This window comes from Bacillus sp. Marseille-Q3570, from assembly GCF_946151055.1.
Classification (GTDB): Bacteria; Bacillota; Bacilli; order Bacillales; family Fictibacillaceae; genus Pseudalkalibacillus.
In genome coordinates this window covers 1-25,189 of the sequence record NZ_CAMGYZ010000009.1, presented here as the reverse complement: position 1 = coordinate 25,189, position 25,189 = coordinate 1, and the positions used below count along the sequence as shown (strand labels likewise).

The following is a 25,189-nucleotide window of genomic DNA, read 5'->3' as shown; positions in this document are numbered from 1 at the left end:
CTCAATCGGATTGTAAGGGTAAAGGCGAGGGGGGATGAATATGACAAAAGGTGCAAAACGTGTGCTCATAATGCTCTGTGCGTTAGCATGGACTTTGGTCCTGTGGGCGTTCTTCACCTACTCGATACCATCATTAGAAGGCTATTGGTTAGATATTATCGGCATGTTGATCATGATGGTTGTCGTTTCATTGTTCCCGATCCATGTGAAGGGGACGAACATCTCCCTGATACAAGGGATATCCCTCGCCGTCTTCCTGCATTTCGGATTACTGATCGAATTGGTCCTCGTACAGATTACGATTGCAGCTTCGATGATCAGGTTGAAATATCCGCTCTATCGATTTGGGACAAGTTCACTCATGTTCATGTTGGTTTCTGCATCAGCAGCATTGGTCTATTACCTGCTTGGTGGAGAAGTCGGCGGATTGGGGATGAATGAGTATCCGAAGATCATACCAGTTCTCGGTTACTCTCTTACAGCTATCCTTACGAACCATTTCATCCTCTATTTATTGCGTAGATACATCTATAAAGAATCGAGCTCATTGTTTGATAAAGATTTCCTCTGGGAAATGTTCATGGAGTCATTCATCCTTCCTGTCGGGATCACTTTCTACATCATTTACTCACAACTTGGTACGACAGCCATTCTATTCGTCGGTATCCCTTTTGTCGTCATTTCATTATTTGTGAATATGTATCATTCCAGCCAGAAGATCAACCATTTACTGAAGTTTACGAGTAAAATTGGACAAGAATTGACCGAAAGCTTGAAAGTAGATGAAATATTAGATATCTATATGGACCGTATGACGAAAATGTTGAAAGTCGATTATGCGTACATACTGGATATTGAAGATGAAACGCAATTGAAAGTTAATCGGAAATACGAATCAAAGAACGCCTTCAACGCTGACCATCCTTATCTATTAAAAGGGGAAGGAATAAGCGGTAAAGTGTGGGAGAGCGGTCATAGTCTCCGTTTTACAGCACGCCATCAATGGCGGAAATATTCAAGAGGTTTATTGCCAGTTTCTGTACAATCCGTCCTTTCCGTTCCAATGATCCGGAACCATGAAGTAGTAGGTGTAATCACGTTCGCATCGAATCAGAAGAAAGCATACGACAAAGCACATGCGATGATCCTTGAAATATTATCAAACTATCTAGCAGTGGCAATCGATAAGGCAAAGAACTATGAAGCTACGAAGAACAAAAGTGAACGGTGTCACCTGACAAATCTCTACAATTACCGTTATTTTGAGGATATGCTTTCAGAAATGTATGTGAATTATGAGGAGACCCATAAACCATTTTCGCTTATCCTGTTGGATATCGATCATTTCAAACGTGTAAATGATACGTATGGTCACCAAGCCGGCAATATCGTATTGTGTCAGGTTGCCGATAGACTTGTAGATATCATAGGAAAACATGGAACTGTAGCAAGATACGGCGGGGAAGAGTTTGTCATCGTCCTTCCGAATATGGATCATGCAGAGAGCTTGGATCTTGCTGAGGCAATCAGGGAAGACATTTCAAGTTCGCATTTCACTATTAAGAATGACCTTGGAGACCTGCGCAATAAACGAATCCATTTGACTGTCAGTATTGGGGTGTCAACTGCTCCATTACAAGGTGAGGATCCACTGACGTTAATTCGGAATGCTGACCGGGCAATGTATACAGGTGCAAAACAGCAAGGAAGAAATAAAGTTGCAAGCTATATCGGATAGGAACAGGGCTGTCCTAGAAGAAAAGTGTCAGACACCTCCAACCCAACATTTTGTATCAATACCACGATTTTTCTCAAAATGTTGTTGAGTCCGGAGAGACTCGGGCAATTTTTGGACATCCCCTTTTTACATATCTTGAAAAACTCTGGTGATCATATGCTTCGTAACCTCAAATCGAATAATGGAAGTACACTTGTGATTGTATTGATGGTCATCATGGTTCTTGGAATCCTTATCCCAGCTGGGTTTAACTGGTACAATAAGTTATTTATGAATGAGAACCGGATCCTCCAACAAAAACAAGCTGTCAATCTATCCGTGAGCGCGATGGAAACGTTCAAACTGCAGGATAGTTTGGACAAAATTGATTATTTGAAGACCTATACATATACCTTAGAAAACCCGTTGCACGTCATGAAAGATGGAATGCACAAGCTGCACCTCTACCAATACGCAGAAGATAGCGAGGGCAATCGATTGACTTCTGAACAATTGGAGAATTATTCAGGTGAGTATACAGTTGTCACCAGAGCGATTGCAGGGGACCTTAATCAAGATCAACAAAAGAATGCTGATGAACCCTATTTCTATGAACATAGAATGACTGCAGTAGAGAAGGTTGCCAATGGAGAAGTCCTTATTGAAAAACTGAATGGAGAAACGCTGTGGATGTCATTTCAAGAATTCATACAAAATTTTGACAATGTAACCATTAAAGGAGATGTGACAGTTTTCAGTGTTGGCGAAAATCATGTGTATGATGAAACAAATAAAATGACGATCATCACTGAAGGAAATCTTTCGATCAAAGGTGGAAACACGATCAATACCAATCATAATGGGCAATCAGAGATCTCATTAATTTCAAATGCTGGGAATATTACAATTGACCAGACCGAATTGATCAGTACAGGAAACAGTAACCATAGCTTCATATTACTCAATGCACCTTATGGAAATGTCTCAATTCTAGAATCTACAATTAAAGCGGAAAGGTATATTTATATTTATGCTGGTATGGATAAAGGAACGGATGAAATTAAAGCCCTGGATAAAGATATACTTATACATAACTCTATTATTTATGTAAATAAAAATAAGTCGGATATCATTAAAAAAGCTTCTGGACAAGTGGTAGAAGATTAATATGCGAAGATTTTGATGGGAATCAATAGATTAACATCCTTTTTCTTTAAACCGTCCTTTTTATAATAAATTTTAAGATAAGAGTATCCTTCTTTTACCTCGGCTCCGAATGAGACCGGGTTTTTATTTTGGGTTAACAACTCAAAATGATCCACTGGTAGAGTGAATTGATGTAATAGAGAGGCGGTCGAGAATTTTTCTTCATTTTGATAAAGGTGAAGTTGATTGTTTTCTAATGCTAGAATGTTGAAGGTTTCTTCCTGCGTTTCAAAGTGTATTTCGCTATCGCACAACTTGAGGTAAACCGGTGAAGCAAGTTCCCGTGTCAGCACAGTCTTCAGTTCTTGCACTTGTGTTTCAGTACGAGCAACACCTTCTGTTTGCTTCCAGGAAGCCTGGGCAAAAGAGAATAAACTGTAAAGGACACCGACAATCATGGAAAAGATTGCAATTGCTGCTAATAATTCTACTAATGTCATTCCACGTTCATTCTTCATCTCTGATCCCCCCATGAAACGGTTACCGTAACTAGCTTTGGTTCATTATCATCGAAAACACCTGACATTGACACTTGCTGCGGTAAAGAAGTAGAAGGAGTTTCTTCTGGATTTGATAGTTTGGCGGTGTGTATGGTTACGAAAAAATGATCAACGACATAAGTTTCCTGGACGGAGTCCCCCTTTTTTAACTGATCAAGTGTCTTATTCAATTCTTGTTCTAGGATTTCAACGGCTTGTTTACGAGCGTCATGTTTGATTGTAGCTGTTGTGAAAAAATCCGTAGATTGCGAAAGTAGTGTAAAGACGAGACTGATTATGACTATAGTCACGAGCACTTCAATCAAAGAGAGTCCTTTTTGATTATGTATCATCAAATTCCAACCACTTTCTTCATAATAATCTATATTTTAACATTATTCTGGTCTCTTTTATAGTACAATAGTAGAATATAAAGGGAAAATGCACATGATTAAAGGAGGGGAGTCAATGAAAGTTCGATTAGGGGATCTTTTAGTCAACGAACGCATGATTACACAAGCTCAATTAGATGAAGTTCTGGAGGAAAAATCGAATAATCAAAAACTTGGAGATGCTCTTTTGGACCGCGGGTACATCACAGAACGAAAATTGATTGAAGTGTTGGAATTCCAATTGGGCATTCCACATGTTCGACTGACGAGTATACCGATCGACTCAAGTTTGACTGCACTCGTTTCTAAAGAAACCGCGAGACGTAATGTGTACATACCGATTCAAAAACAGAACGATAAACTGGTTGTTGCTATGGCCGATCCTTTGGATTATTACTCTGTTGAAGACTTGAGGCTATCAACCGGATTTCAAATCACCCCTGTCATCGCTAGTAAAACGGAGATCATCCAGGCAATCCATAAGTACTATGGGGGTCACGGTAAGGAAATCATCACAGACAGCACGACAGGAGATACGAATGAAATAGAAGCCTCTGCAGTAAGGGTTGTGGAACAGATTTTGTCAGATGCCGTTGAAAACCAGGCGAGCGATGTCCATTTTGATCCGCAGGAAAACCATTTAGTCGTCCGATTCCGAATTGATGGGGTGCTCAGGAATGAACAGTCATTTGTAAAATCGATGCAAAGTGCGATTCTTTCACGGATCAAAGTGATGGCCGATTTGGATATTACAGAATTTCGAATACCACAGGATGGAAGAATAAAGCTAAAGCTGAATAACAGTAAAATCGATTTGCGGATTTCTACAATTCCGACGATGTTCGGAGAAAAAGTGGTCATACGGGTCCTGGATCTCTCAAAAACGAATCTCCGTCTGGCCAATTTATTCATGAGTGAACGGAACGAACAGACCTTCCTCAGTTTTCTCGATAAACCGAACGGATTGATTCTTTTGACTGGACCTACGGGATCCGGGAAAACATCAACATTATATACCGGCTTGAACCGATTGAATAGAGAAGAAGACAACATCATAACAATTGAAGATCCTGTAGAGTATCAACTGGAAGGCATCAATCAGATTCAGGTGAACAATACAGTTGGCCTCACCTTTGCGAGTGGTTTAAGATCCATTTTACGGCAAGACCCGAATATCATCATGATCGGAGAAATCCGTGATGCGGAAACAGCGGAGATTGCCATACAAGCTTCCCTTACCGGCCATCTCGTTTTATCGACATTACATACGAACGATGCTGTAAGTGCAATCACCAGACTGATCGACATGGGGATCGAACCCTACTTGATCTCTGCTGCCGTTACAGGAGTAGTCGGACAGCGATTGGTCAGACGGATCTGTGAAGATTGTAAAACCGAATACATCCCTTCAGACCAGGAAAGACAATTATTCCATACAAGAAGCAAGGATGTTCGAACCCTAAAAGTTGGAGAAGGATGTGTAAGCTGCAGATGTACTGGCTTCAATCGAAGGATACCTATTCAAGAAGTAATTCAGGTCGACGATGTTATTCGCGAACATATTCTACAAAAAAACTCGAATTCCAGGATCAAGGAACACCTTCATGAAAACGGGATCCAATGGTTGGTTGATGATGGCCTTGAAAAAGCTAAAAAAGGCTGGACAACGGTTGAAGAGGTCATTCGAGTTACGACGATCGATTAGGGGGTAATCATGAATTACGATATCGAACGGATTCATCAAATGTTGACGTATGCGCATGGACTGAAAGCGTCTGATGTACATTTGTCCATCGGACTCGCTCCGATTTTTCGAGTACATGGTGAACTCATCCCTCGAGATATGGAACCATTGACTCCAGAAGATACTCAGTTGATTGCGAAGTCCCTCATGAATGAACGGCAATGGGACGAGTTCATCGAGTTGGGCGAGATTGATTTTTCATATGGGATCCAGGGTGTGTCAAGGTTCCGGATCAATGCTTTCTATCAACGCTCCAGCATTAGTCTCGCGATCAGAGTGATTCCGACCATCATTCCCTCTATTGAAGAATTAAGACTGCCCGATACTTTGAAAAGTATCATGAACAAATCACAAGGACTGGTCTTGATCACAGGACCGACTGGGAGCGGAAAATCGACTACATTGGCTTCAATGATCGATTATGTCAATCATCACTTGAATCGCCATGTCATCACTCTTGAAGATCCCATCGAGTATTTGCATCGACATCAACAATCCATCATTGTCCAACGTGAGATTGGACTGGATACGAAATCATTCCCGGCTGGTTTGCGTTCTGCTTTAAGGCAGGATCCAGACATCATACTCGTCGGAGAAATGCGTGATCTTGAAACGATTTCTACTGCGATTACAGCCGCGGAAACCGGGCATCTCGTATTGGGGACCCTCCATACAACCGATGCACCATCGACCATCGACAGGATCATCGATGTCTTTCCGCCTGAGCAGCAAGCGCAAATTCGGATTCAACTGGCTTCTGTACTCGTGTCGGTCTTTTCACAACGGTTGATCCCGAACATCAAAAAAGATGGCAGGATCCTTGTCACCGAATTATTGATGAACAATCCAGGTGTGTCGAATCTGATCCGTAATGAAAAAATCTATCAGATCAAAAGCATGATGCAGACAAGCAAGTCACAAGGGATGTACACACTGGAAATGTCAATACAAGAAAAACTCCGGGATGGCAAGATTTCAAAGGAAGCCGCCCAACCTTACCTAAAAGAGATGATGGTATAGATGCCTAGTTATTCGTATCAAGGTCGAGATCTTTATGGAAAAAAAGCACATGGCCAAGTCGATGCAGAAACCCGTGTGAATGCAGTCAGTATGTTGAGGGAACGTGGCATCGCGGTCACAGAGATCGTCGAGTACAAAGAAAATTTGTTAACAAAAGAGCTCTCGATCAGCACACGGATCAAGCCGCGTGACCTGGTCATTTTCCTAAGACAATTCGCTGCGCTGTTGGACGCGGGTGTTTCCGTCGTCCAATCGGTACAAGTATTAGAAGAACAAGCAGCACAGAAAACGTTCAAACGCACGTTGATCTCCATCAGGGAACAGGTTCAAGAAGGGGAGTCGCTTTCAATCGCGATGGAAAAGTATAAAAGGTTCTTTCCGCCTATGGTCATTCAATTGACGCGTGTAGGAGAAGTGAGCGGAAACTTAGATGAGGCCATGCTTCGTCTAGCGGATTATTTTGAAAAACGTTATGAAATGCGTCAAAAAGTAGTTTCTGCACTGATCTATCCTGCTTTACTCGGAATTGTCGCGATCGCCGTCCTGAATGTGATGCTTTACTTCGTTGTTCCGCAATTTACGGCAATGTACGCAAATTCGAACAATGAATTACCGCAATTGACAAAAATCGTCTTAGCTGTCAGTGAGTTCGGTAACACCTATTGGTGGGTGAATGGAACTATCATCTGTCTATCAATTGTAGTCTTATATGCGTTTTGGAGAAATAATACTAGTAAATATTACTTAGATTATGCTATATTGAAAGTACCAATATTTGGCTCGATTATACAAAAAACGCTAATTATCGAGTACGCTAGAACACTAAGCTCCTTATTCACTAGTTCAGTCCCCATCCTGCAATCCATGTCCATCACCAGGAATGTCCTTAACAACACAGTTTTCAAGAAAATAGTGGATGAATCAATCGATTTTGTAGAAGAAGGGAAATCGATGACGGTTCCGATGAAAAACAGCTGGGTCTTTCCGCCTTTAGTCTTACATATGATTTCCCTCGGAGAACAAACGGGTAACCTCGATGAAATGCTTCATAAGATTGCTAGTTTTTATGAAGCAGAGGTAGAACACATCACGGATCGTCTTCGAACGCTGCTTGAGCCGATTTTGATTTTGATCCTGTCCATCGTTGTTGGTGTCATTGTCTTGTCTGTCGTGTTACCGATGTTTGATCTGTACGAAAATATCAATTTTTAAGGGGAGAGTCACGAAATGAAAAAAAGTATGGTAAAGTCAGAGAGAGGATTTACGCTAGTCGAATTACTCGCAACCATCGTTATTTTGGGGATAATCGCTGCAATCGCAGTTCCGTCGATTGGGAAACTGATTGAAAATACTAAAGAAGATACACATAAAGCAAATGCAATGCAAATTATTGAAGCAGCGAGGTTGTATGTACTTTCAGAAGACCCTTCAGCTACGTCAGTTAATGCACAGACTTTAAGCAGAGAAGGCTTTTTAGAAGCAGTACCCAAAAACCCAAGCGGTGAAGGTTCATACAATGTTGCTGACGTAACCATAAATCATAATAACAGTAATGGGAAGAAGACTTATTCAATCACTTTAAATGGTGGAGGAATGAGTAAGAAAAGTTGGACAGAAGCTGAATTGAAAGGTACAGATAATTAATACATTAAGCTTAACCCTCTCCACCAGAGAGGGTTCATTTCTATACACGGAGTAGATTCAACATGTACATATTGTTTTTCGTGTTAGGTTTGGTTTTCGGGTCGTTTTTCAATGTGGTCGGGTTAAGAGTTCCGAAAAAGGAATCGATAGTCCTGCCTGGTTCGCATTGCACAAAGTGTCAGAAACCATTGAAACCTATCGATTTAATCCCTGTCCTGTCTTATTTTTTTACAAGTGGGAAATGCCGTTATTGCAAGACCAGGATCTCGATCATCTATCCAATCATAGAACTGGTGACGGGCATTCTGTTTGTCTTCAGTTTCCATAATTTCGGATGGTCACCGATGCTGTACGGCAGTCTCATTTTGATTTCGCTATTGATGATCATTTTCGTTAGTGATCTTTTCTTTATGTTGATTCCGAATAAGATCCTGTTATTTTTTGCACCCCTCATCATCCTATATCGATTATGGATACCAACGGATCCGTGGTGGGATGCCTGGATAGGTAGTCTGATCGGATTCAGCCTGTTATTTTTAATAGCTGTCATCAGTAAAGGCGGAATGGGCGGCGGTGACATCAAATTATTTGCGCTATTGGGCTTGATGTTCGGATGGAAAGGCATTTTGCTCGTGTTATTCCTGGCATCACTTATCGGTTCTATCGTCGGCATCAGCCTTTTCGTGATGAAGAAGGTCAAACGGAAACAGCACGTGCCGTTCGGTCCGTTCATTGTAGTAGCCGCAATCGTGACGTTGTTTTGGGGAGAACCGATCCTACGCTGGTATTTAAGCTAAAGGAGTTTGTTCATCATGGCATGGTTATCTTTTAAAAAGAAATACCCGATCTTTCTTGTATTCCAGGATGATTGTATTCGATATGTAAAATTGAAAAGCCGCTCTCCACTGATTGTCGAAAAAGTTGGGGAAAAAATCATCCCCTCTGGCGTCATACAAGAAGGGAAGATCGAGAATCTTAAGCTCCTTACCCAAATGCTTAACAAGTGTGTACAGGAATGGAAGATCAAAGGCGAGAAAGTCAGGATCGCTATACCTGATTCGATCTCTGTCATCCGTAAAGTTCCTGTTCCAGCCATAATCCCTGACAATGAATTAAAGGGATATATCCAGGTAGAGCTCGGAGCCTCGATTCACATACCATTCGAAGAGCCGATATTCGATCTACATAAGCTGCAGAAAAAGGAAGAAAAGGTTGAGTATCTACTTTTTGCGGCACCTGAGGATGTAATGAAAGAGTATGTAAGTGTGTTGGATGAAGTGAAGTTGAAACCTGTAGGAGTGGAACTGGCGTCGCTTGCAAATTACCGTCTTTTTTCCGAGCTGGATTTGGTAGATGACCATCATCATTACTTATGTCTTCATCTTGATCGAATGGGGGTCAACGCGACTGCTTTTCATCGGCATGTGCCGCTTTTCACACGGTACATCCCGATGTTATCACCGGAACCTGCTGATGAAGTTACCAACGACCGGGTGATTACGCAACCTTTTGATATTGAGGAGAGATGGAATGAACTTGTGACGGAGATCGACCGTGTCATGAGCTTTTATCAATTCTCATTATCGGAACAATCCAATACGTTTGATGCATTCATCATATGTGGTGATCATCCTCAAGGAGAGCAATTTGCAAGGCAATCGACATCTTATTTTGATTTGCCTCTTATAGAAATTCCGCAGGAAAAAGTGGTGCTTGAGAGAGGCCTCCAGGTTCCGAAAATGTTCCATACAACCGTAGGACTTGGGCTGAAAGGGGAGTGATGGACATGCAGGTTGATATCAATCTACTCCCACAAAAAAAGACATCATCTTCGAAAAACCGGAAAATGGTGTTGCTCCTTTTGGCTATCATCATTACAGGTATTGTAGGGATTACGACCACGAAGATCTTTGCCATGCTGGAAATCGCTGACCTTGAAAAGCAAGTAGAAATTTTGCAGGATGAACGGAGTAACATCGAAAGGCAATTAAATAAAAGCACAGACAATAGTCAAGAGATGTTGAAGGAATTGAACAAACTTATCACGAGCAGGATAGCTACAACTGATGTTATCGATGAAATACTTGGACCGTTAAAAAAGGGATCCATTGAACAAATCGGTTATTCCGAAAGTGGTACAGTGACTCTTGGGACAACGTTTACGCAACTAGAGGAAATTGCAGAGTATCAACGGAAATTGCTAGAGTCAGATGGAATCATCGATGTCACGATCATCCGTGTGTCGAGAAATGATCAGGAGAGTGAGCAGCTTGCTGAGGTGTTGGAAGGCGAAACGAAAGAAACATCTGAAACACAGGAAACAAGCAAAAACTATTATGCTGATTTTGAGATTGCCTACCATACTGAGCGATTCACTAAAAAAGGAGGGGGAGGATGATGCAGAAGGCTCTTTCACAAAAAAGGTTGATGATTCTATTTTCAATCATCGCAGCCCTGCTAGTTGTGGCAGGCTATCTGATGATTGTTTATCCTTCTCTCGACCGGATCAATACGTTAAAGTCGCAAATTCAGGTGGAAAAGACCTTTATTGAAACTGCTGGAAAAAAGATGGACGTACAAAATGGCGATCAAAAAGAAGCAAGTATACATACGACACCAGAGAGCAAAGAAACAGATCAGATTGTCCTTGACCTGCATAATGCAGAAAATGCTGCTAAAAGTGACATCCAAGAAATTCTGATGCAACATGACAACGCTGGCCCCGGTGATAATGGGGTGAATGATGGACAAGAACCTTTGTCGGTTTTACAACCGAATACGTTTTCAGTCCTTGTAAAGGCTCCAAATCTGGATTCTGTTAAAACGTTCATCGATACAGTTGAACATTCAGATAGGTTCTACAAAATTTTATCTCTGGAAACTGCAAGTGGTGGAGAGAATGCTAAATCGTTGACCTATCAATTGGAAGTGGAAACATATCATTATAAATGAAGGTGTGTCAAAATTACTCGAACGCTTTTAAGAACAAGACGACAGGGGTCTTGTTCTTTTTTATATCCTTTGTGATATAGTCTTCCTACCACTCTACCATCGGTGTTCTAAAGAAGGAAGTTCGTACATAGAATAGATGGAGTATAGAAGGAGTTGATAGAGATGCAAAACGAGTCTGATAAAATATCGATCAAAGTGAACGGGAAGGACAGGCCTGTGCTGGAAACGAAGGAAGAGCAAGAAGTTGCAGCTGCAATTGATCGGGATTCTATTGAAACTCCGTTTGAATGGGTTCTCCCAAAAGACAAGCCTTCTGACAATACTTATTTCTTTAACCAGGACCGAAGTGAAAAGCAATTGGAAGAATACCAACCGATTTCATATGACCGTAAACCAGGATTACCTATCCATAGAAAGAAACAACGTATGCCTTTCAAGGGTCAACTGCCATCCCCGAAAATGTCATTTCAATTTCCGAAACGCTTGCTTATACCGATTGGAAGTGCAGTGATTATCGGTTGCATGATCGGTTTGATCGTTTTAATGATTTTTACTGGAGATGAGTTCAAGTCTCATACAGAGCCCCAATCAACAGGTATCGTCCAGGAAAGCCGTGCTGGAACAGAAGCAGGGACAACAGGGACAGCAGTTGAATCAACGAGCATCGATGTTTCTATTAAGACAAACATCATTCAAGGTGGTGTCTACACGTCCAGTGAGAGTGCTCAGGGAGTCGTTGATCAAGCGAAAGCAGGCGGATTTGCTGCTGTGTTCGATCCGGTGGATAATCGCGTCATTTTTGGTGTTGGCAGTAATGAGAATTTGAGCTCACTCCTTCCTGACTACCAAACCATAGTGTCAGATGCGTATTCGAAAGAATGGACGATTTCCGGAAAAGAAATTGCTGTGAATGAAGAGAATCAGCTCCAATGGGTTGAATCAGGAAAGATGTTATTTGAAAAAGTGTTGGCAGCGGACGCGGGAGGAATCAATGGGATGCAGTCTGAAATGCTAGAGTGGAAGAACAAATCCCTCGGTTCCGTTTCTGTCCTTTCAACAGCACAACAAGAAAAGTCAGTAGCATTCATCAACGCTCTTTCGACAATATCTGAAAATACAGATGATAAATGGGATTTACAGCAAGCGAAGTTGGATGCTGTAATCCATTACAAATCCTTGATCAACAGTTTCTAAAAAGCTTTTTCTATGTTGATTGTAAGTAGCAGTTATTTGTAAAAAAGATGTTCAGTAAATTTAACGGACACCAGAGCCGTTATTTGTGACAAAAATGGTGTTTTGGAGATTTTAGCGGACAGGAGAGCCGTTATTTATAAAAAATCTGGTGTTTTTCCATGTGTTTTTTGAAAATAGGGTCTCTGGCGTCCGTTAGTTTCGGAAAAACAGTGTGATTTGGATAAATAAGGTCTCCTGTGTCCGTTAATGGCTAAACGTAACAAAGTTTCAATAGTGTAATCGTGGAAACTTACGGAATAACCCAGACACCACAGAATTTCACCTCATCAACCTACATAAATCCACCTGTGAAATATTACCTCTAAAATTCTTCTATATTTCGACAAGAATATAGTCATAAATGTGCCTACCTTTACGAATTATAAAAATGGAGGGTAATGACTAATTTTGGTTGTCTAACTGGAAGGGATTTGATATTCTGTAAATAATCCCTTCAAAAGTAGTGAAATGACAATCATAACCTCTACTCTAGACGTAAAGGGTGATTGCATGAAAAGCCTCATTTTAGCCTCAGGCTCACCTCGACGTAAAGAATTACTCGAAATTGCCCACCTATCATTCACTGTCCAAAAAAGCGCTGTTTCTGAAGACATCAGTAAAGAATACTCTCCAGAACAATTTGTCGAACAATTGGCCTTACATAAAGCACAAGACATCTATAGTAAAAATCCGTCTGAAATTGTTTTGGGGGCGGATACTGTTGTCGTGTTCAATAAGCAGATCCTAGGGAAACCCGAAAACGACAAAGAAGCGTTCGACATGTTGAGGATGTTATCTGGCGAAACCCATCATGTATTCACAGGTGTCGCGATAATTTCAGAAGAAAAAAAGCGGATTTTCCATGGTGTGACGGAAGTGACGTTTTGGAATCTCTCTTCTGAGGAAATAGAAGAATACGTAAGTAGTGGGGAAAGTTCAGACAAAGCAGGTGCATATGGTATACAAGGCTATGGATCGACGCTGGTCAAAGAGATCAAGGGAGACTATTTCAATGTAGTCGGTTTGCCAATAGCACAGACAGTACGTGAATTGAAAGAATTCGGAATTTCAAATGATCTTAGTCAGTCACGGAATATATCCTAAGGAGGATCTGCATTTGGGAATCAAACCCCTGACAATCCGTGATTTTCCATTGAATGAAAGACCAAGAGAGCGTATGCTGAAGGAAGGTGCCAGTGTTCTCTCTAACCAGGAGTTGCTCGCGATTATTTTACGTTCAGGAACAAAGGAAGAATCTGTTCTTCAATTATCACATAGATTGATTCAGCAGTTTGAAGGATTGAACCTTTTGAAGGATGCAACGATAGATGAACTTATTGCTGTCAAAGGAATCGGCAATGCGAAAGCAGTCGAAATCCTGGCGTCTCTTGAACTAGGAAAACGAGTGAACAGGCTTCAAATCGAGGACCGGTACATCATCCGTTCCCCAGAAGATGGAGCCAATTATGTGATGGATGAGATGCGTTTTTTGTCACAAGAGCATTTTGTGTGTATTTATTTGAACACGAAGAATCAGGTGTTGCACAAACAAACCGTATTCATTGGAAGCTTGAATGCGTCCATCGTCCATCCAAGGGAAGTATTTAAAGAAGCAATGCGTCGATCTGCAGCATCGATCATCTGCTTCCATAATCACCCGAGTGGTGATCCGAATCCGAGTCGTGAAGACATTGAAGTAACTCAACGTTTATCAGAGTGTGGAAAGATCGTTGGAATCGATGTTTTGGATCATATAATCATCGGTGATCGGAAATTTGTAAGTCTTAAAGAAAAAGGCTACGTTTAGACTGTTCAAGCTTTACTGTTTGGAGTATAATCAAAGTTATGAGTTTTGCTAGTAATGAAGGGAGATTTACATAAATGTTTGGTGGATTTTCAAGAGATATGGGAATTGATTTAGGTACAGCGAATACGCTTGTATATGTAAAAGGGAAGGGTGTAGTCGTACGTGAACCTTCCGTTGTTGCCATCAACACAAAAAGTGGAGACATCGAAGCAGTCGGTAATGCGGCAAAGAATATGATCGGTCGTACACCTGGGAACATCGTCGCACGCCGTCCAATGAAAGACGGGGTTATTGCTGACTACGATACTACTGCAACGATGATGAAGTACTATATTCAACAAGCTCAGAAAAACCGTTCTGTGTTTTCTAGAAAACCATTTGTCATGGTATGTGTTCCATCTGGAATCACACATGTTGAAGAACGTGCGGTGAAAGAAGCGACAAAACAAGCGGGAGCTCGTGATGTGGAAACAATCGAAGAGCCTCTTGCGGCAGCAATCGGTGCAGATCTTCCTGTTTGGGAGCCGACTGGGAGTATGGTCGTCGATATCGGTGGAGGGACCACAGAAGTCGCGATCATCTCACTTGGTGGAATTGTTGAAAAACAATCGATCCGTGTAGCAGGTGATGAAATGGATGACGCAATCATCCAGTACATTAAAAAGACGTATAACGTGATCATCGGGGAACGTACAGCAGAAACAATCAAGTTGGATATCGGGTCTGCAGATGTTTCAGATGGTATGGAAGAAATGGATATTCGTGGACGTGATCTATTAACTGGATTACCGAAGACGATTACGATATCCGGGGAAGAAGTAGCAGGTGCATTGAAGGATACAGTCGATACGATCATGGATGCTGTGAAGCTTGCGTTGGAAAAGACTCCGCCTGAGCTTGCTGCTGATATCATGGATCGTGGAATCGTACTGACTGGTGGAGGAGCACTTCTACGAAACTTGGACCGTGTCATCAGTGAAGAAACGAAAATGCCAGTGATTGTAGCTGAAAACGCATTAGACTGTGTTGCGATTGGTACTGGACGAGCAATTGAAAACTACCAGCAGATCAGCAGTAAACCAGGATTTGGCGGCGGCCGTTCTAAATCAAAATCGTAAGAGGTGTAAATCGTGCCGCAGTTTTTTTCTAATAAGCGATTGATTATTCTATTAGTAAGTATGATTGTTCTGGTGGCTATGATCGGTTTTTCCATGAAAGAACGGGAAAACATTTCATGGCCAGAACAATTTTTGCAAGATACCGTTGGATGGACACAATCCGTCTTTTATAAACCCGCACATTTTGTAGCGGGTTTCTTTGGGAATGTAATTGAGATGAAAGAAATCTATGAACAAAATAAAGTCCTGAAGTTACAGTTGAATGAGTATGATTCACTCGCGAGCCGGGTGAAAGATTTGAAGAAAGAAAATGAAACCCTGCGGAACACACTGGAAAAAGAAGAAACCTTGTCAGATTATACGGTATGGCAAGCTTCTATCATCGGAAGATCCCCGGAGAGATGGTATCAATCCATAAAAATCAATAAAGGTAAGCAGGCCGGAATCGAACCAAACATGGCTGTCATTTCTGCTCAGGGATTGATCGGGAAGATCGACAAGGTTTCAGCATTCCATTCAAGTGTAGAGTTGGTAAGCAGCCATGATCCGAACAGCAGGATTTCGGCAGTGGTTAATGGTGAAAAAGAGAGAGTATATGGTTTGATTCAGGGGTTTGACGATAAGAAGAAAGTGCTTTTGATGAAAATGATCCCGATCGATAAGAAATTAGAAGAAGGTCAAACTGTGACGACATCTGGTCTTGGAGGCATTTTTCCTGAAGGTTTGGAGATTGGAAAGATTGTAGAAGTAGAACCTGATAAGGTCGAACCGACGCAAACTGCTTACATAGAGCCAGCTGCGGATCTTTATGATATCAACCATGTGATGATCATCAAGCGGAAGATGGAAGAAGTGGATGTTGAAATCGGGAATCCAGACCAGATAGAGGAGGAAGAAACGTCATGATCCGCTTTCTTCTTCCTTTTATTACATACCTTGTTTTTATAAGTGAAAGTACCGTCATGCAGGTTTTTACACCACAGCACCTGGATAACGAAACAATTCTTATCCCACGCTTTGTCGTGGTCATAGTGTGTTTCATCGCTATGTATATTTCACCGATCCGTGGTCTCATTTATGGAATAGCTTTCGGTTTGCTTTATGATGTTATTTTTACTGATTTGCTGGGGGTGTATATGTTTTCAATGGGATTGACAGCTTATGTGACGACCTTCATAGCTAGATATTTCCATGGGAACATATTTGTGACGGTATTCATTATGCTAATTGGCCTTTCTGCTTTTGAATTTTTAATTTATGGGTTATATAGCTTAATAGGTGTCACGAAAGTAATGTTGGAAACCTTTATCTATCAGCGTTATCTACCGACCTTGATCTTGAATGGTGTATTCGTCGTTTTAGTGTATTACCCACTCCGGAAATGGCTGCTTGATATCGCCATGGAATTGCAAGAAAAATAGAGTGGAAAAAAGGATTCCCATTTGACATTGTCGAATTTGTGTATGTTGAGGTGAACAGGGTAATGGCACAGAAACAAAAACAACAAAAATCAAATACTCATCATGTAACGATTAAGGGGACGAAAGAAGGACTCATTCTTCATCTTGATGATACATGCTCTTTCAATCAACTTTTGGAAGAACTGGAGTCGAAGTTGATCTATCCTGGAACAGAAGATTCATCTGAAAGCCCAAAGATTACTGTGAAGGTAAAAGTGGGCAAGCGATATTTGAGTGAACCTCAGGAAGAGACTTTGAGAAATATCATCTACCAAAAGAAGAACCTGTTAGTCGATGTAATTGAATCAGACGTCATTACGCGTCAAGAAGCAGAGTTCATGAAAAAAGAGAATGAAATCACTTCTGTAAGCAGAATGATACGCTCTGGTCAGATATTGAAGGTTCAAGGCGACTTACTATTAGTGGGTGATGTGAATCCTGGTGGTACTGTCGCAGCTACTGGAAATATTTTTGTGATGGGGACATTGAAAGGGATCGCCCACGCAGGCTGTGAAGGTCGTAAATCAGCCGTCATAGCAGCTTCAGTATTGAAACCAACCTTAGTTCGTATTGCAGATCAATTTATAAATGAAGAAGAAAATGAACTAGAGTACTCTGGTGATTGTGCATATTTAGATGAAGAGGACAATAGGATCAAATTCGATCGTATGCACACCTTACACCAGCTCAGACCCGGTTTAAACCGATTGTAGGGAAAGGGGAATGTTTTGTGGGTGAAGCTATCGTTATTACATCTGGAAAAGGCGGAGTTGGAAAAACCACAACCACAGCCAACATAGGGACATCACTTGCACTTCTTGGAAAGAAGGTCTGTTTGATCGATACAGATATCGGGCTCCGAAACTTGGATGTGATCATGGGCCTCGAAAATCGTATCATCTACGATCTTGTGGATGTTGCACATAACCGCTGTAAATTACATCAAGCTTTGATAAAAGATAAGCGATTCGAGTGTCTATACTTATTACCTGCCGCACAGACTAAAGATAAAAGTGCCGTCAAACCTGAACAAATGAAAGCGATGGTGACCGAGCTCAAACAGGATTATGATTATGTCATCATCGATTGTCCTGCAGGAATTGAACAAGGGTTCAAAAATGCGATTGCAGGCGCAGATAAATCGATCGTGGTTACAAATCCTGAGACCTCATCAGTACGGGATGCAGACCGGATCATCGGTCTACTGGAACAGGAAGAAATCGAAGCTCCTAAGCTCATTGTCAACCGCCTGAAACCTCATATGATGGAAAGTGGCGACTCACTGGATGTCGATGAAATTGTTTCGATTTTAGCGGTCGAATTATTGGGGATCGTTACAGATGATGAACTAGTCATCCGCGCTTCCAACCGTGGTGAACCGATTGCGTTGAATCCGGATACCAAAGCCTCGCAGGCATACCGGAACATCGCTCGCAGGATTCTCGGTGAATCTGTACCGTTGATGTCGTTGGAGCAAGACAAAGGTTTATTCAAAAAAGTGAAGCAATTCTTCGGAATGAGATCATAAATCAAAGTCGGATTCGATTGGGAAACCCAGGAGAATCCGGCTTTTTCGTTTTTTAGATGACTCTATACAGCTTTTCATCCAAACTTGAGTGTAAATCTCCAATAGTCATAAACACCCCGGACAAGTCATAAACATGTACAAACCAGATGTAGAGGATGGGTGTCTATGAAAAACAGAGCGGATGAGATACGGAGAAAGTATCACAATCACATAAAAAGTAATAAACCTGTTTCCAATCATTCCTACCATGACTTTAAGGATGAACGAAATGAAGGTGGCCATCCTTTATTTTCTTCCCAGGGATTCCTTTTTCGATTGATGGCAGCGGTATGCTTATTTTTAATTGTGGGGATCGTCTTCAAGAACCCATCTGAAAACCTCAATCCTATACGTACCTTGGTCAATAATTCCTTTGATCAGGAGTTTCAATTCGCTTCGATCGCAGGATGGTACGAAGAGAAATTCGGAAAACCGCTCGCGTTGTTTCCGACTGAAAGTAAGGGGAGCGAGGTTGCTGATACGGGCAAGAAAATGCAAGATTATGCGCTCCCAGCGAACACGAAAATCCTTCAATCGTTCGAGGATAATGGCCAGGGGATTTTGCTGGAAACCGGTAATAAAACAGATGTTTCAGCCATTAAAGAAGGATTCGTCATCTTTGTAGGTGAAAAGGACAAATTAGGCAAAACGGTTGTGGTCCAGCATTTTGATGGGAGCGAATCTTGGTATGGAAAGCTTGATAAAATTGATGGCGGCGTCAAACTTTATAATTATATCGATTTGGGGACGACTTTAGGTAAGGTAACGATGGAAGAGGGATCAGAAGCGGGCATGTTCTATTTCGCAATCAAGGATAACGGCGGGTTTGTAGATCCTCTGAAAGTATTGTCCACTGAATAATGCTCAAGGTCATCCCTTTAATACGAATAAACCCTCTTCTTTGGCTGATTGCATTGATCGGCATCGCAACTGGTCACTTTCGGGAGTTTCTTGTCTTGTTCCTCATCATCCTCATTCATGAGCTGGGACATGCGTTCGCGGCACTTTTTTTCAAATGGCGGTTGGTTAAAGTGGAACTACTGCCTTTTGGAGGTGTTGCGGAAATGGACGAGTACGGGAATCGACCTTATCATGAAGAAATCATCGTTACATTAGCAGGTCCTCTACAACATGTTTGGATGATCAGCCTCGGAATGTTCTGCATATATAATGGATTAGCTGATCCGTATACACTTGAACTTCTTATATCGATGAATTGGATGATTTTATTGTTCAATCTACTTCCCATTTGGCCGCTGGATGGAGGAAAACTCCTTTTCCTATTCATCACCTTGTTTTCCCCATATAAAAAAGCGAAGAAATCCATGTTGTTGATCTCCTGTATATTCCTGCTCATTTTTACAGGGGGATCGCTCCTTTGGTTTGCATTTCATTTGAATTTGATCATCATCGTAACTTTCTTACTTTACGCTCACTATGTGGAATGGAAACATCACCCGTATGTGTTTGTCCGATTCTTGCTGGAAAGGATGAGTACAGAAGAAAAACCGAAAAGGAACAAAATCATCAGCGTTCACCCTGCAACAAGTGTAGAAAATGTACTAGCAGGATTATACAAAGGGTGCAGCCATGACATATTAATAAAATCAGCGCCTCCTTACATGTGTAAAGAAAAGGATATTCTATCGGCTTACTTTAAGAGGAGTGCTGGTTCATGTGCAATCGAGGATCTTTTTCGTTAAAATAAAGAAGAAGTTCAAACGTAAAAGATGAGAATTGAGGATCTATATTGAAACAACTTTTATTTAATATGACAACATCTGAAAAGAGAGCTGCGCTTGTCAATCATGGCCAATTGGTCGAGGTCATGTTTGAACGTCCCAATGCTTATCCGAAAGCCGGTAATATATATTTAGGACGTGTCGTCAAAATACTCCCGGGTATTCAAGCTGCCTTTGTCGACGTGGGATTTGATCAGAATGGATTCATTCATGCGACTGATTTGGTTACGATAACGGAGAAGGAAAATAAAATCATTTCCGAAAAGATACATGAAGGCCAGTTGATTATTGTCCAAGTGAAAAAAGAAGCTTCTAAAAGCAAGGGACCTCTCCTTACGGAAAACATTACGATACCTGGAGAGCACCTTGTTTATTTACCGTTCGGGAACTACACAGCCGTTTCAAAAAAGTTATCAGAGAATGATAAGGAGCAGATGAGAAAAGTGGGCGATGACCTTACCGTAGAGCCTGAAGGCTTGATCATGCGTACTTTGAGCTCAGAAGTATCAGTTGAACAGTTGGATCAAGAGATTTCAAGACTCAGGCAGCAATGGACGACTCTTACAGATAAAGCAGAGACCTTAAAGCGCACTTCTTTGTTGTTTGAGGGGAATACGTTGATTGAGCATGCTTTAGTCCATACCTCTAATGAGGAAATGACGTACATTTTTGATGACTTCGATGTATACCGATCCTTTAAGAATAAATATCCGGACTTCTCTGAGAAGACCTATTTATATAAAGGAACTGAAAATCTTTTCAGCTATCATAATATTGAGCAGGCGATCCATAAAGCACTTCAGCCCGTTATTTGGTTGAAAAACGGGGGGCATATCAATATAGACCCTACAGAAGCGTTGACAGTGATCGATGTGAATACCGGAAAATTCACCGGTAAACAAGACCGTGAACAATCAATTTTAGAGACGAATCTACACGCAGCAGAAGAAGCTGCGAGACAATTGAGACTACGTAATATAAGTGGAATGATCGTCATCGACTTCATCCGAATGAATAGTAAAGATCATCAAAACAAGGTTATTAGGCGTCTTGAAAACACGTTCAATCAAGACCCGATTCGGACAAGAATTCATGGCTTCACTGCACTTGGTTTATTAGAACTTACCCGCCAAAAGGTGAAAGACAGCCTTTCTGCACAAATGACTGAACCATGTACGGTTTGTAAATCAAACCACAGGCAATTATCCGTTGAAACCATCTATTATGCTCTAGAACGGACATTATTTGAACATCGTCATACAGAGGAAGAAGGGATCTGGGTGGAAGTCTCCAAACCATTACGGGATTATATCAAAGCTCCAGAAAATGAATTGGAAAATAACCTTTCAAGCCTGATTTCTGCTAAACTGTATATAACGGAAAAATCCGGGATTGAACATCCTTCTTTTCACGTGAGGCAAATCGGGTCATGCGATATGATCGAAGCACGAATAGAGAAGGAATAACATTGACAATGCCTTTTATTTTATGGTATGATTTTTTCGTTAGTTTTTGGAGCCTCATGCTCCAACCGCTCAAAGCAGGTTTTCAAGCTTAATGATAAAATTGAGGCGAAATTCCCCGCTCAATTTATACTGGAACCAGATTTCAGATAAAGGGAGCAAGAAGTTCAAGGCGCAGAAGTGGACGAGGATCGGAGTGTAGAATGACCTACATGAGGACCGGAGTCACGATGCAACGCAGAAATTCGCCGCTCAATTTATTTGAAGATGAAACAATAGAGTCAAGTAGTTCAAGGCGCGGAAGTTTCGAGGACCGGATAATAGAAATCCTATTTGAGGACCGCAGTAACGACGCAACAAAGAAATACGACGGCTATATTGATTCAGAAGCACCTGTAATGGCGAGTCTGAGTAAAACAGGAGGTGCATATGATGTACGCAATTATTGAAGCTGGCGGAAAACAATTCCGTGTAGAAGAAGGACAAGAGCTTTACATTGAAAAAGTGAATGGTGAAGCAGGCGATACAATTACATTCGATCGTGTATTGATGGTTGGTGGAAATGACGTAAAAGTCGGAAGCCCACTCGTAGACGGAGCGACTGTAACTGCTAAGGTCGACAAGCAAGGCCGTGCGAAAAAAGTCGTTGTTTACAAGTTCAAGCCTAAAAAGAACTATCGTCGTAAACAAGGACATCGTCAACCATACACAAAAGTTGTTATTGACAAAATTAACGTATAATCATGTTAAGGGTCAATATAATTCGTGATCAGCGTAAAATCGTGTCATTCAGCATTACGGGGCACGCCGAATCAGGTCCATACGGACAAGATCTTGTGTGTGCAGCAGTTACAGCTGTTTCCTTTGGAACTGTAAATGCAATCGAAGAACTCTGCCAGGTTGAACCTGAAGTGGAGACTCGTGAAGACGGCGGGTATTTTACATTCAAGACACCTTCCTCTGTAAGTGAACAAACATCAGAGAAGATACAGCTTTTACTTGAAGGTATGCTGGTTGCATTGAAGTCAATCGAACGTGACTATGGTCAATATATCAAAATCAATTAGGTTTTAGGAGGTGCATCTCATGCTTAAGTTAAACCTGCAATACTTCGCATCCAAAAAGGGTGTTGGTAGTACAAAGAACGGTCGTGACTCAATCTCTAAGCGTCTAGGAGCTAAGAGAGCTGACGGACAAACTGTTTCTGGTGGTTCTATTCTTTTCCGCCAACGCGGAACAAAGATCTATCCTGGTAAGAACGTTGGCCGCGGTGGAGATGACACTTTATTCGCTAAGGTAGACGGAGTCGTTCGATTCGAACGTCTAGGTCGTAACCGTAAGCAAGTAAGTGTTTACCCAGTAGCCAAAGAAGCGTAACACATAAACTCTAACCGGACTGGTTAGAGTTTTTTTCTTCTTATACCTTTTTAAAAAACGGTTAATTTTTAACGTTTGGGAGTGCTGATATGAAGGAAAAATGGGACCCCGTTAGTCTATTACGTCATGCTCGGCATGATTGGCTGAACCAACTTCAACTGATAAAAGGAAACTTAGCACTAGACCGTACTGACCGGGCTAAAGAAATAATAGAAAACGTTGTGCATGAAGCGAAGAACGAGGCGAAGGTCTCAAATCTTCGGATGCCGAAAATGGCTGAATTTTTATTAACATACAATTGGCAGCAGAACAAGTATCGACTCGATTATGAAGTGATCGGTGACGAACAAGATCTTTCGTCGTTTGACGATACGATTTATGACTGGACCAAAGAATTCATCGGTCAGCTTGATAAATTGATTGAACCAGATGGAGAACCGCATCTGATGATTACCATCCAATTGATTCATGGAAGATCAAGAATCACTTATGATTTTGCAGGGAAAATTGATATGGAATCCTGTAAGGCATTGGATTCACTGAATCCTTTACATAATTCAATCACGATCGTCGAAAGCTACTGTCAGGAAAATGAACTGTTATATATCCTTGAACTAGGATCATAAGGTGAGGTGAGAAAATATCATGTTTGTCGATCAGGTTACTGTATTTATAAAATCAGGTGATGGTGGAAACGGAATGGTTGCATTCCGCAGAGAGAAATATGTACCAGATGGGGGACCTGCTGGTGGAGACGGGGGAAAGGGCGGAGACGTCATTTTCCAGGTTGAAGAAGGATTACGTACATTGATGGATTTCCGTTACAACCGTCACTTCAAAGCTCCACGAGGGGAAAACGGAATGTCTAAAAACATGCATGGACGCAATGCAGAAAATATGGTTGTCAAAGTCCCTCCAGGAACAGTTGTGACTGATGTCAAGAGTGGTAAGGTCATTGCTGATCTTGTTGATCATGGACAGCAAGCAGTCATTGCGAAAGGTGGTAGAGGGGGACGTGGGAATACACGTTTTGCAACCCCGAAAAATCCTGCACCTGAACTTTCCGAGAATGGTGAGCCAGGTGAAGAGAGAGAAGTTACATTAGAATTGAAATTACTTGCGGATGTTGGGCTTGTCGGTTTTCCTAGTGTCGGGAAATCAACGCTTTTGTCCGTCGTATCAGCAGCTAAGCCTAAAATCGCCGAGTATCATTTCACCACGTTAAGTCCAAATCTTGGCGTTGTTGAAACAGAGGATAACAGGAGTTTCGTCATGGCGGATTTGCCAGGATTGATCGAAGGTGCACACGAAGGAGTCGGTTTGGGTCATCAGTTCTTAAGACATATTGAAAGGACTCGAGTGATTGTCCATGTCCTTGATATGTCAGGTATGGAAGGAAGAGATCCATACGAAGACTTCTTGAAAATCAATGAGGAGCTTAAGCAATATAATCTACGTTTGACAGAACGTCCTCAGCTTGTTGTTGCAAATAAGATGGACATGCCAGATGCAGAAGATAATCTCGAGTTATTCAAAGAACAGGTTGGAGATGAATACCCGATCTTCCCGATTTCAGCGATAACCAAAGACGGAGTACGGGATTTGTTATTTGAAATTGCGAATAAATTAGAAACAACCCCTGAATTCCCACTCATAGATGATGAGGAAGAAGAGGATGAAAGAGTTCTTTATAAGCATCAAAAGGAAGAACAGCCTTTTGAACTTTCACGAGAAGATGATGGTACATTTGTGATTTCCGGTGGCAAAATTGAGCGTCTATTCAAAATGACGGACTTCTCCAGAGATGAATCAGTCAGACGATTTGCTCAACAGCTGAGAAGGATGGGAATTGATGATGCTCTTAGAGAACGCGGTGCTGAAGATGGTGACATCGTCCGCATCATGGACTATGAATTTGAATTTATCGAATAGACTGTCGTAGTGACGGTCTATTTTTTTCTTAAGCTTTTGTGAATGCATGACGCAGATTTCCTCGAAATTTCGCAGGCAAATGAAAAGCGGAAGTATTTGGTCGCTAAGATAGAAATCACTTCCAAACATAAGCCCTGAATCCCCGAGCCTCACTTCCACACGGGCTCAAGGGCTGATTTGTTCACTTTCATATGTAAACTGTTCACTTCCGGTCTGGCCCCCTTATTTTAGACACGACCTTTAAATTTCTTTGATTTTCTTAGTTTTTTATAAATTGACCACTATTTGTGGCGAAATCCCTGCTTTAAAGCGCTCGTAATACTGTACTGGTGCCAT

General features: G+C 41.5%; 29 protein-coding genes. 27 read left to right on the top strand and 2 right to left on the bottom strand.

Annotated features, from left to right (window positions below):
* Positions 1–40 precede the first annotated feature (40 nt).
* Together N8M93_RS14845 and N8M93_RS14840 are read left to right on the top strand one after the other, a co-directional pair.
* A complete protein-coding gene (locus tag N8M93_RS14845) occupies positions 41–1,738 on the top strand; it encodes a diguanylate cyclase (protein ID WP_261133108.1) in 1,698 nt (565 codons plus the stop codon).
* A 156-nt stretch (positions 1,739–1,894) separates the two neighbouring features.
* Positions 1,895–2,884: a type II secretion system protein gene (locus tag N8M93_RS14840; protein ID WP_261133107.1), complete on the top strand. Its 990-nt coding sequence runs from the start codon at positions 1,895–1,897 to the stop codon at positions 2,882–2,884.
* On the opposite strand, the gene N8M93_RS14835 is transcribed toward N8M93_RS14840, so the two are convergent.
* Positions 2,881–3,381: a PilW family protein gene (locus tag N8M93_RS14835; protein ID WP_261133105.1), complete on the bottom strand. Its 501-nt coding sequence runs from the start codon at positions 3,379–3,381 to the stop codon at positions 2,881–2,883. The genes N8M93_RS14840 and N8M93_RS14835 overlap by 4 nt on opposite strands.
* Positions 3,378–3,755 (bottom strand): prepilin-type N-terminal cleavage/methylation domain-containing protein, encoded by a 378-nt coding sequence (locus N8M93_RS14830; protein ID WP_261133103.1) that lies wholly within the window; start codon positions 3,753–3,755, stop codon positions 3,378–3,380. Before N8M93_RS14830 ends, N8M93_RS14835 begins: the two co-directional genes overlap by 4 nt.
* Positions 3,756–3,870: 115 nt before the next feature.
* Between N8M93_RS14830 and N8M93_RS14825 the strand changes: the two genes are divergently transcribed.
* The 25 genes from N8M93_RS14825 to obgE all read left to right on the top strand — a co-directional run bounded on the left by N8M93_RS14825 (position 3,871) and on the right by obgE (position 24,853).
* Complete coding sequence (locus N8M93_RS14825; RefSeq protein ID WP_261133102.1) at positions 3,871–5,499, top strand: GspE/PulE family protein; 1,629 nt, start codon at positions 3,871–3,873, stop codon at positions 5,497–5,499.
* Positions 5,500–5,508: 9 nt separating this feature from the next.
* The gene (locus tag N8M93_RS14820) at positions 5,509–6,558 is read left to right on the top strand and encodes a type IV pilus twitching motility protein PilT (protein ID WP_261133100.1); all 1,050 of its coding nucleotides are present in this window, start codon (positions 5,509–5,511) and stop codon (positions 6,556–6,558) included.
* The gene (locus tag N8M93_RS14815) at positions 6,559–7,770 is read left to right on the top strand and encodes a type II secretion system F family protein (protein ID WP_261133098.1); all 1,212 of its coding nucleotides are present in this window, start codon (positions 6,559–6,561) and stop codon (positions 7,768–7,770) included. It begins immediately after the preceding gene.
* Positions 7,771–7,785: 15 nt separating this feature from the next.
* Entirely contained in the window at positions 7,786–8,202 is a 417-nt protein-coding gene (locus tag N8M93_RS14810) for a type II secretion system protein (protein ID WP_261133096.1), read from the top strand.
* Positions 8,203–8,264: 62 nt separating this feature from the next.
* A complete protein-coding gene (locus N8M93_RS14805) occupies positions 8,265–8,999 on the top strand; it encodes an A24 family peptidase (RefSeq protein WP_261133095.1) in 735 nt (244 codons plus the stop codon).
* 15 nt (positions 9,000–9,014) lie between these two features.
* Complete coding sequence (gene pilM, locus N8M93_RS14800; RefSeq protein WP_261133093.1) at positions 9,015–9,983, top strand: type IV pilus biogenesis protein PilM; 969 nt, start codon at positions 9,015–9,017, stop codon at positions 9,981–9,983.
* A 5-nt stretch (positions 9,984–9,988) separates the two neighbouring features.
* Positions 9,989–10,600, top strand: a complete 612-nt coding sequence (locus N8M93_RS14795; protein ID WP_261133092.1) for a hypothetical protein — start codon at positions 9,989–9,991, stop codon at positions 10,598–10,600.
* Positions 10,597–11,154, top strand: coding sequence for a hypothetical protein (locus N8M93_RS14790; RefSeq protein ID WP_261133090.1), 558 nt, complete (start codon positions 10,597–10,599; stop codon positions 11,152–11,154). The genes N8M93_RS14795 and N8M93_RS14790 overlap by 4 nt, the downstream gene beginning before the upstream one ends.
* Before the next feature lie 162 nt (positions 11,155–11,316).
* Positions 11,317–12,348, top strand: a complete 1,032-nt coding sequence (locus tag N8M93_RS14785) for a hypothetical protein (RefSeq protein ID WP_261133088.1) — start codon at positions 11,317–11,319, stop codon at positions 12,346–12,348.
* Positions 12,349–12,897: 549 nt separating this feature from the next.
* Positions 12,898–13,491, top strand: a complete 594-nt coding sequence (locus N8M93_RS14780) for a nucleoside triphosphate pyrophosphatase (protein WP_261133086.1) — start codon at positions 12,898–12,900, stop codon at positions 13,489–13,491.
* Positions 13,460–14,194: a DNA repair protein RadC gene (gene radC, locus N8M93_RS14775; RefSeq protein ID WP_396125605.1), complete on the top strand. Its 735-nt coding sequence runs from the start codon at positions 13,460–13,462 to the stop codon at positions 14,192–14,194. The genes N8M93_RS14780 and radC overlap by 32 nt, the downstream gene beginning before the upstream one ends.
* A 74-nt stretch (positions 14,195–14,268) precedes the next feature.
* Positions 14,269–15,312, top strand: coding sequence for a rod shape-determining protein (locus N8M93_RS14770; protein ID WP_261133084.1), 1,044 nt, complete (start codon positions 14,269–14,271; stop codon positions 15,310–15,312).
* A 12-nt stretch (positions 15,313–15,324) separates the two neighbouring features.
* Positions 15,325–16,218, top strand: a complete 894-nt coding sequence (gene mreC, locus N8M93_RS14765) for a rod shape-determining protein MreC (RefSeq protein ID WP_261133082.1) — start codon at positions 15,325–15,327, stop codon at positions 16,216–16,218.
* Positions 16,215–16,733, top strand: coding sequence for a rod shape-determining protein MreD (mreD, locus tag N8M93_RS14760; RefSeq protein WP_261133080.1), 519 nt, complete (start codon positions 16,215–16,217; stop codon positions 16,731–16,733). The genes mreC and mreD overlap by 4 nt, the downstream gene beginning before the upstream one ends.
* A gap of 62 nt (positions 16,734–16,795) precedes the next feature.
* Entirely contained in the window at positions 16,796–17,485 is a 690-nt protein-coding gene (gene minC, locus N8M93_RS14755) for a septum site-determining protein MinC (RefSeq protein WP_261133079.1), read from the top strand.
* 17 nt (positions 17,486–17,502) lie between these two features.
* Entirely contained in the window at positions 17,503–18,300 is a 798-nt protein-coding gene (minD, locus tag N8M93_RS14750; protein WP_261133078.1) for a septum site-determining protein MinD, read from the top strand.
* A gap of 165 nt (positions 18,301–18,465) precedes the next feature.
* Positions 18,466–19,200 carry a M23 family metallopeptidase gene (locus N8M93_RS14745; RefSeq protein ID WP_261133076.1) on the top strand — a complete coding sequence of 245 codons (735 nt, stop codon included), beginning with the start codon at positions 18,466–18,468 and terminating at the stop codon, positions 19,198–19,200.
* 95 nt (positions 19,201–19,295) lie between these two features.
* Positions 19,296–20,042, top strand: coding sequence for a M50 family metallopeptidase (locus tag N8M93_RS14740; RefSeq protein ID WP_261133075.1), 747 nt, complete (start codon positions 19,296–19,298; stop codon positions 20,040–20,042).
* A gap of 47 nt (positions 20,043–20,089) precedes the next feature.
* Positions 20,090–21,547 carry an Rne/Rng family ribonuclease gene (locus N8M93_RS14735; protein WP_261133073.1) on the top strand — a complete coding sequence of 486 codons (1,458 nt, stop codon included), beginning with the start codon at positions 20,090–20,092 and terminating at the stop codon, positions 21,545–21,547.
* A 227-nt stretch (positions 21,548–21,774) separates the two neighbouring features.
* Positions 21,775–21,993 carry a hypothetical protein gene (locus N8M93_RS14730; protein ID WP_261133071.1) on the top strand — a complete coding sequence of 73 codons (219 nt, stop codon included), beginning with the start codon at positions 21,775–21,777 and terminating at the stop codon, positions 21,991–21,993.
* Positions 21,977–22,285, top strand: a complete 309-nt coding sequence (gene rplU / locus N8M93_RS14725; RefSeq protein WP_261133308.1) for a 50S ribosomal protein L21 — start codon at positions 21,977–21,979, stop codon at positions 22,283–22,285. Before N8M93_RS14730 ends, rplU begins: the two co-directional genes overlap by 17 nt.
* 2 nt (positions 22,286–22,287) lie before the next feature.
* Positions 22,288–22,611: a ribosomal-processing cysteine protease Prp gene (locus N8M93_RS14720; protein WP_261133069.1), complete on the top strand. Its 324-nt coding sequence runs from the start codon at positions 22,288–22,290 to the stop codon at positions 22,609–22,611.
* 19 nt (positions 22,612–22,630) lie between these two features.
* On the top strand, positions 22,631–22,921 hold the full coding sequence (gene rpmA, locus N8M93_RS14715; protein WP_236334226.1) for a 50S ribosomal protein L27: 291 nt from the start codon (positions 22,631–22,633) through the stop codon (positions 22,919–22,921).
* An 89-nt stretch (positions 22,922–23,010) separates the two neighbouring features.
* Positions 23,011–23,547, top strand: coding sequence for a sporulation initiation phosphotransferase B (locus tag N8M93_RS14710; protein WP_261133065.1), 537 nt, complete (start codon positions 23,011–23,013; stop codon positions 23,545–23,547).
* A gap of 19 nt (positions 23,548–23,566) precedes the next feature.
* A complete protein-coding gene (gene obgE, locus N8M93_RS14705; RefSeq protein ID WP_261133064.1) occupies positions 23,567–24,853 on the top strand; it encodes a GTPase ObgE in 1,287 nt (428 codons plus the stop codon).
* Positions 24,854–25,189: the final 336 nt, after the last annotated feature.

Excerpts from the sequence above, each read along its gene's own strand:
- N8M93_RS14845 (WP_261133108.1), top strand. The coding sequence starts at position 41 with ATGACAAAAGGTGCAAAACGTGTGCTCATAATGCTCTGTGCGTTAGCA.
- N8M93_RS14840 (WP_261133107.1), top strand. The coding sequence starts at position 1,895 with ATGCTTCGTAACCTCAAATCGAATAATGGAAGTACACTTGTGATTGTA.
- N8M93_RS14835 (WP_261133105.1), bottom strand. The coding sequence starts at position 3,381 with ATGAAGAATGAACGTGGAATGACATTAGTAGAATTATTAGCAGCAATT.
- N8M93_RS14830 (WP_261133103.1), bottom strand. The coding sequence starts at position 3,755 with ATGATACATAATCAAAAAGGACTCTCTTTGATTGAAGTGCTCGTGACT.
- N8M93_RS14825 (WP_261133102.1), top strand. The coding sequence starts at position 3,871 with ATGAAAGTTCGATTAGGGGATCTTTTAGTCAACGAACGCATGATTACA.
- N8M93_RS14820 (WP_261133100.1), top strand. The coding sequence starts at position 5,509 with ATGAATTACGATATCGAACGGATTCATCAAATGTTGACGTATGCGCAT.
- N8M93_RS14815 (WP_261133098.1), top strand. The coding sequence starts at position 6,559 with ATGCCTAGTTATTCGTATCAAGGTCGAGATCTTTATGGAAAAAAAGCA.
- N8M93_RS14810 (WP_261133096.1), top strand. The coding sequence starts at position 7,786 with ATGAAAAAAAGTATGGTAAAGTCAGAGAGAGGATTTACGCTAGTCGAA.
- N8M93_RS14805 (WP_261133095.1), top strand. The coding sequence starts at position 8,265 with ATGTACATATTGTTTTTCGTGTTAGGTTTGGTTTTCGGGTCGTTTTTC.
- pilM (WP_261133093.1), top strand. The coding sequence starts at position 9,015 with ATGGCATGGTTATCTTTTAAAAAGAAATACCCGATCTTTCTTGTATTC.
- N8M93_RS14795 (WP_261133092.1), top strand. The coding sequence starts at position 9,989 with ATGCAGGTTGATATCAATCTACTCCCACAAAAAAAGACATCATCTTCG.
- N8M93_RS14790 (WP_261133090.1), top strand. The coding sequence starts at position 10,597 with ATGATGCAGAAGGCTCTTTCACAAAAAAGGTTGATGATTCTATTTTCA.
- N8M93_RS14785 (WP_261133088.1), top strand. The coding sequence starts at position 11,317 with ATGCAAAACGAGTCTGATAAAATATCGATCAAAGTGAACGGGAAGGAC.
- N8M93_RS14780 (WP_261133086.1), top strand. The coding sequence starts at position 12,898 with ATGAAAAGCCTCATTTTAGCCTCAGGCTCACCTCGACGTAAAGAATTA.
- radC (WP_396125605.1), top strand. The coding sequence starts at position 13,460 with ATGATCTTAGTCAGTCACGGAATATATCCTAAGGAGGATCTGCATTTG.
- N8M93_RS14770 (WP_261133084.1), top strand. The coding sequence starts at position 14,269 with ATGTTTGGTGGATTTTCAAGAGATATGGGAATTGATTTAGGTACAGCG.
- mreD (WP_261133080.1), top strand. The coding sequence starts at position 16,215 with ATGATCCGCTTTCTTCTTCCTTTTATTACATACCTTGTTTTTATAAGT.
- minC (WP_261133079.1), top strand. The coding sequence starts at position 16,796 with ATGGCACAGAAACAAAAACAACAAAAATCAAATACTCATCATGTAACG.
- N8M93_RS14745 (WP_261133076.1), top strand. The coding sequence starts at position 18,466 with ATGAAAAACAGAGCGGATGAGATACGGAGAAAGTATCACAATCACATA.
- N8M93_RS14730 (WP_261133071.1), top strand. The coding sequence starts at position 21,775 with ATGCAACGCAGAAATTCGCCGCTCAATTTATTTGAAGATGAAACAATA.
- rplU (WP_261133308.1), top strand. The coding sequence starts at position 21,977 with ATGTACGCAATTATTGAAGCTGGCGGAAAACAATTCCGTGTAGAAGAA.
- N8M93_RS14720 (WP_261133069.1), top strand. The coding sequence starts at position 22,288 with ATGTTAAGGGTCAATATAATTCGTGATCAGCGTAAAATCGTGTCATTC.
- rpmA (WP_236334226.1), top strand. The coding sequence starts at position 22,631 with ATGCTTAAGTTAAACCTGCAATACTTCGCATCCAAAAAGGGTGTTGGT.
- N8M93_RS14710 (WP_261133065.1), top strand. The coding sequence starts at position 23,011 with ATGAAGGAAAAATGGGACCCCGTTAGTCTATTACGTCATGCTCGGCAT.
- obgE (WP_261133064.1), top strand. The coding sequence starts at position 23,567 with ATGTTTGTCGATCAGGTTACTGTATTTATAAAATCAGGTGATGGTGGA.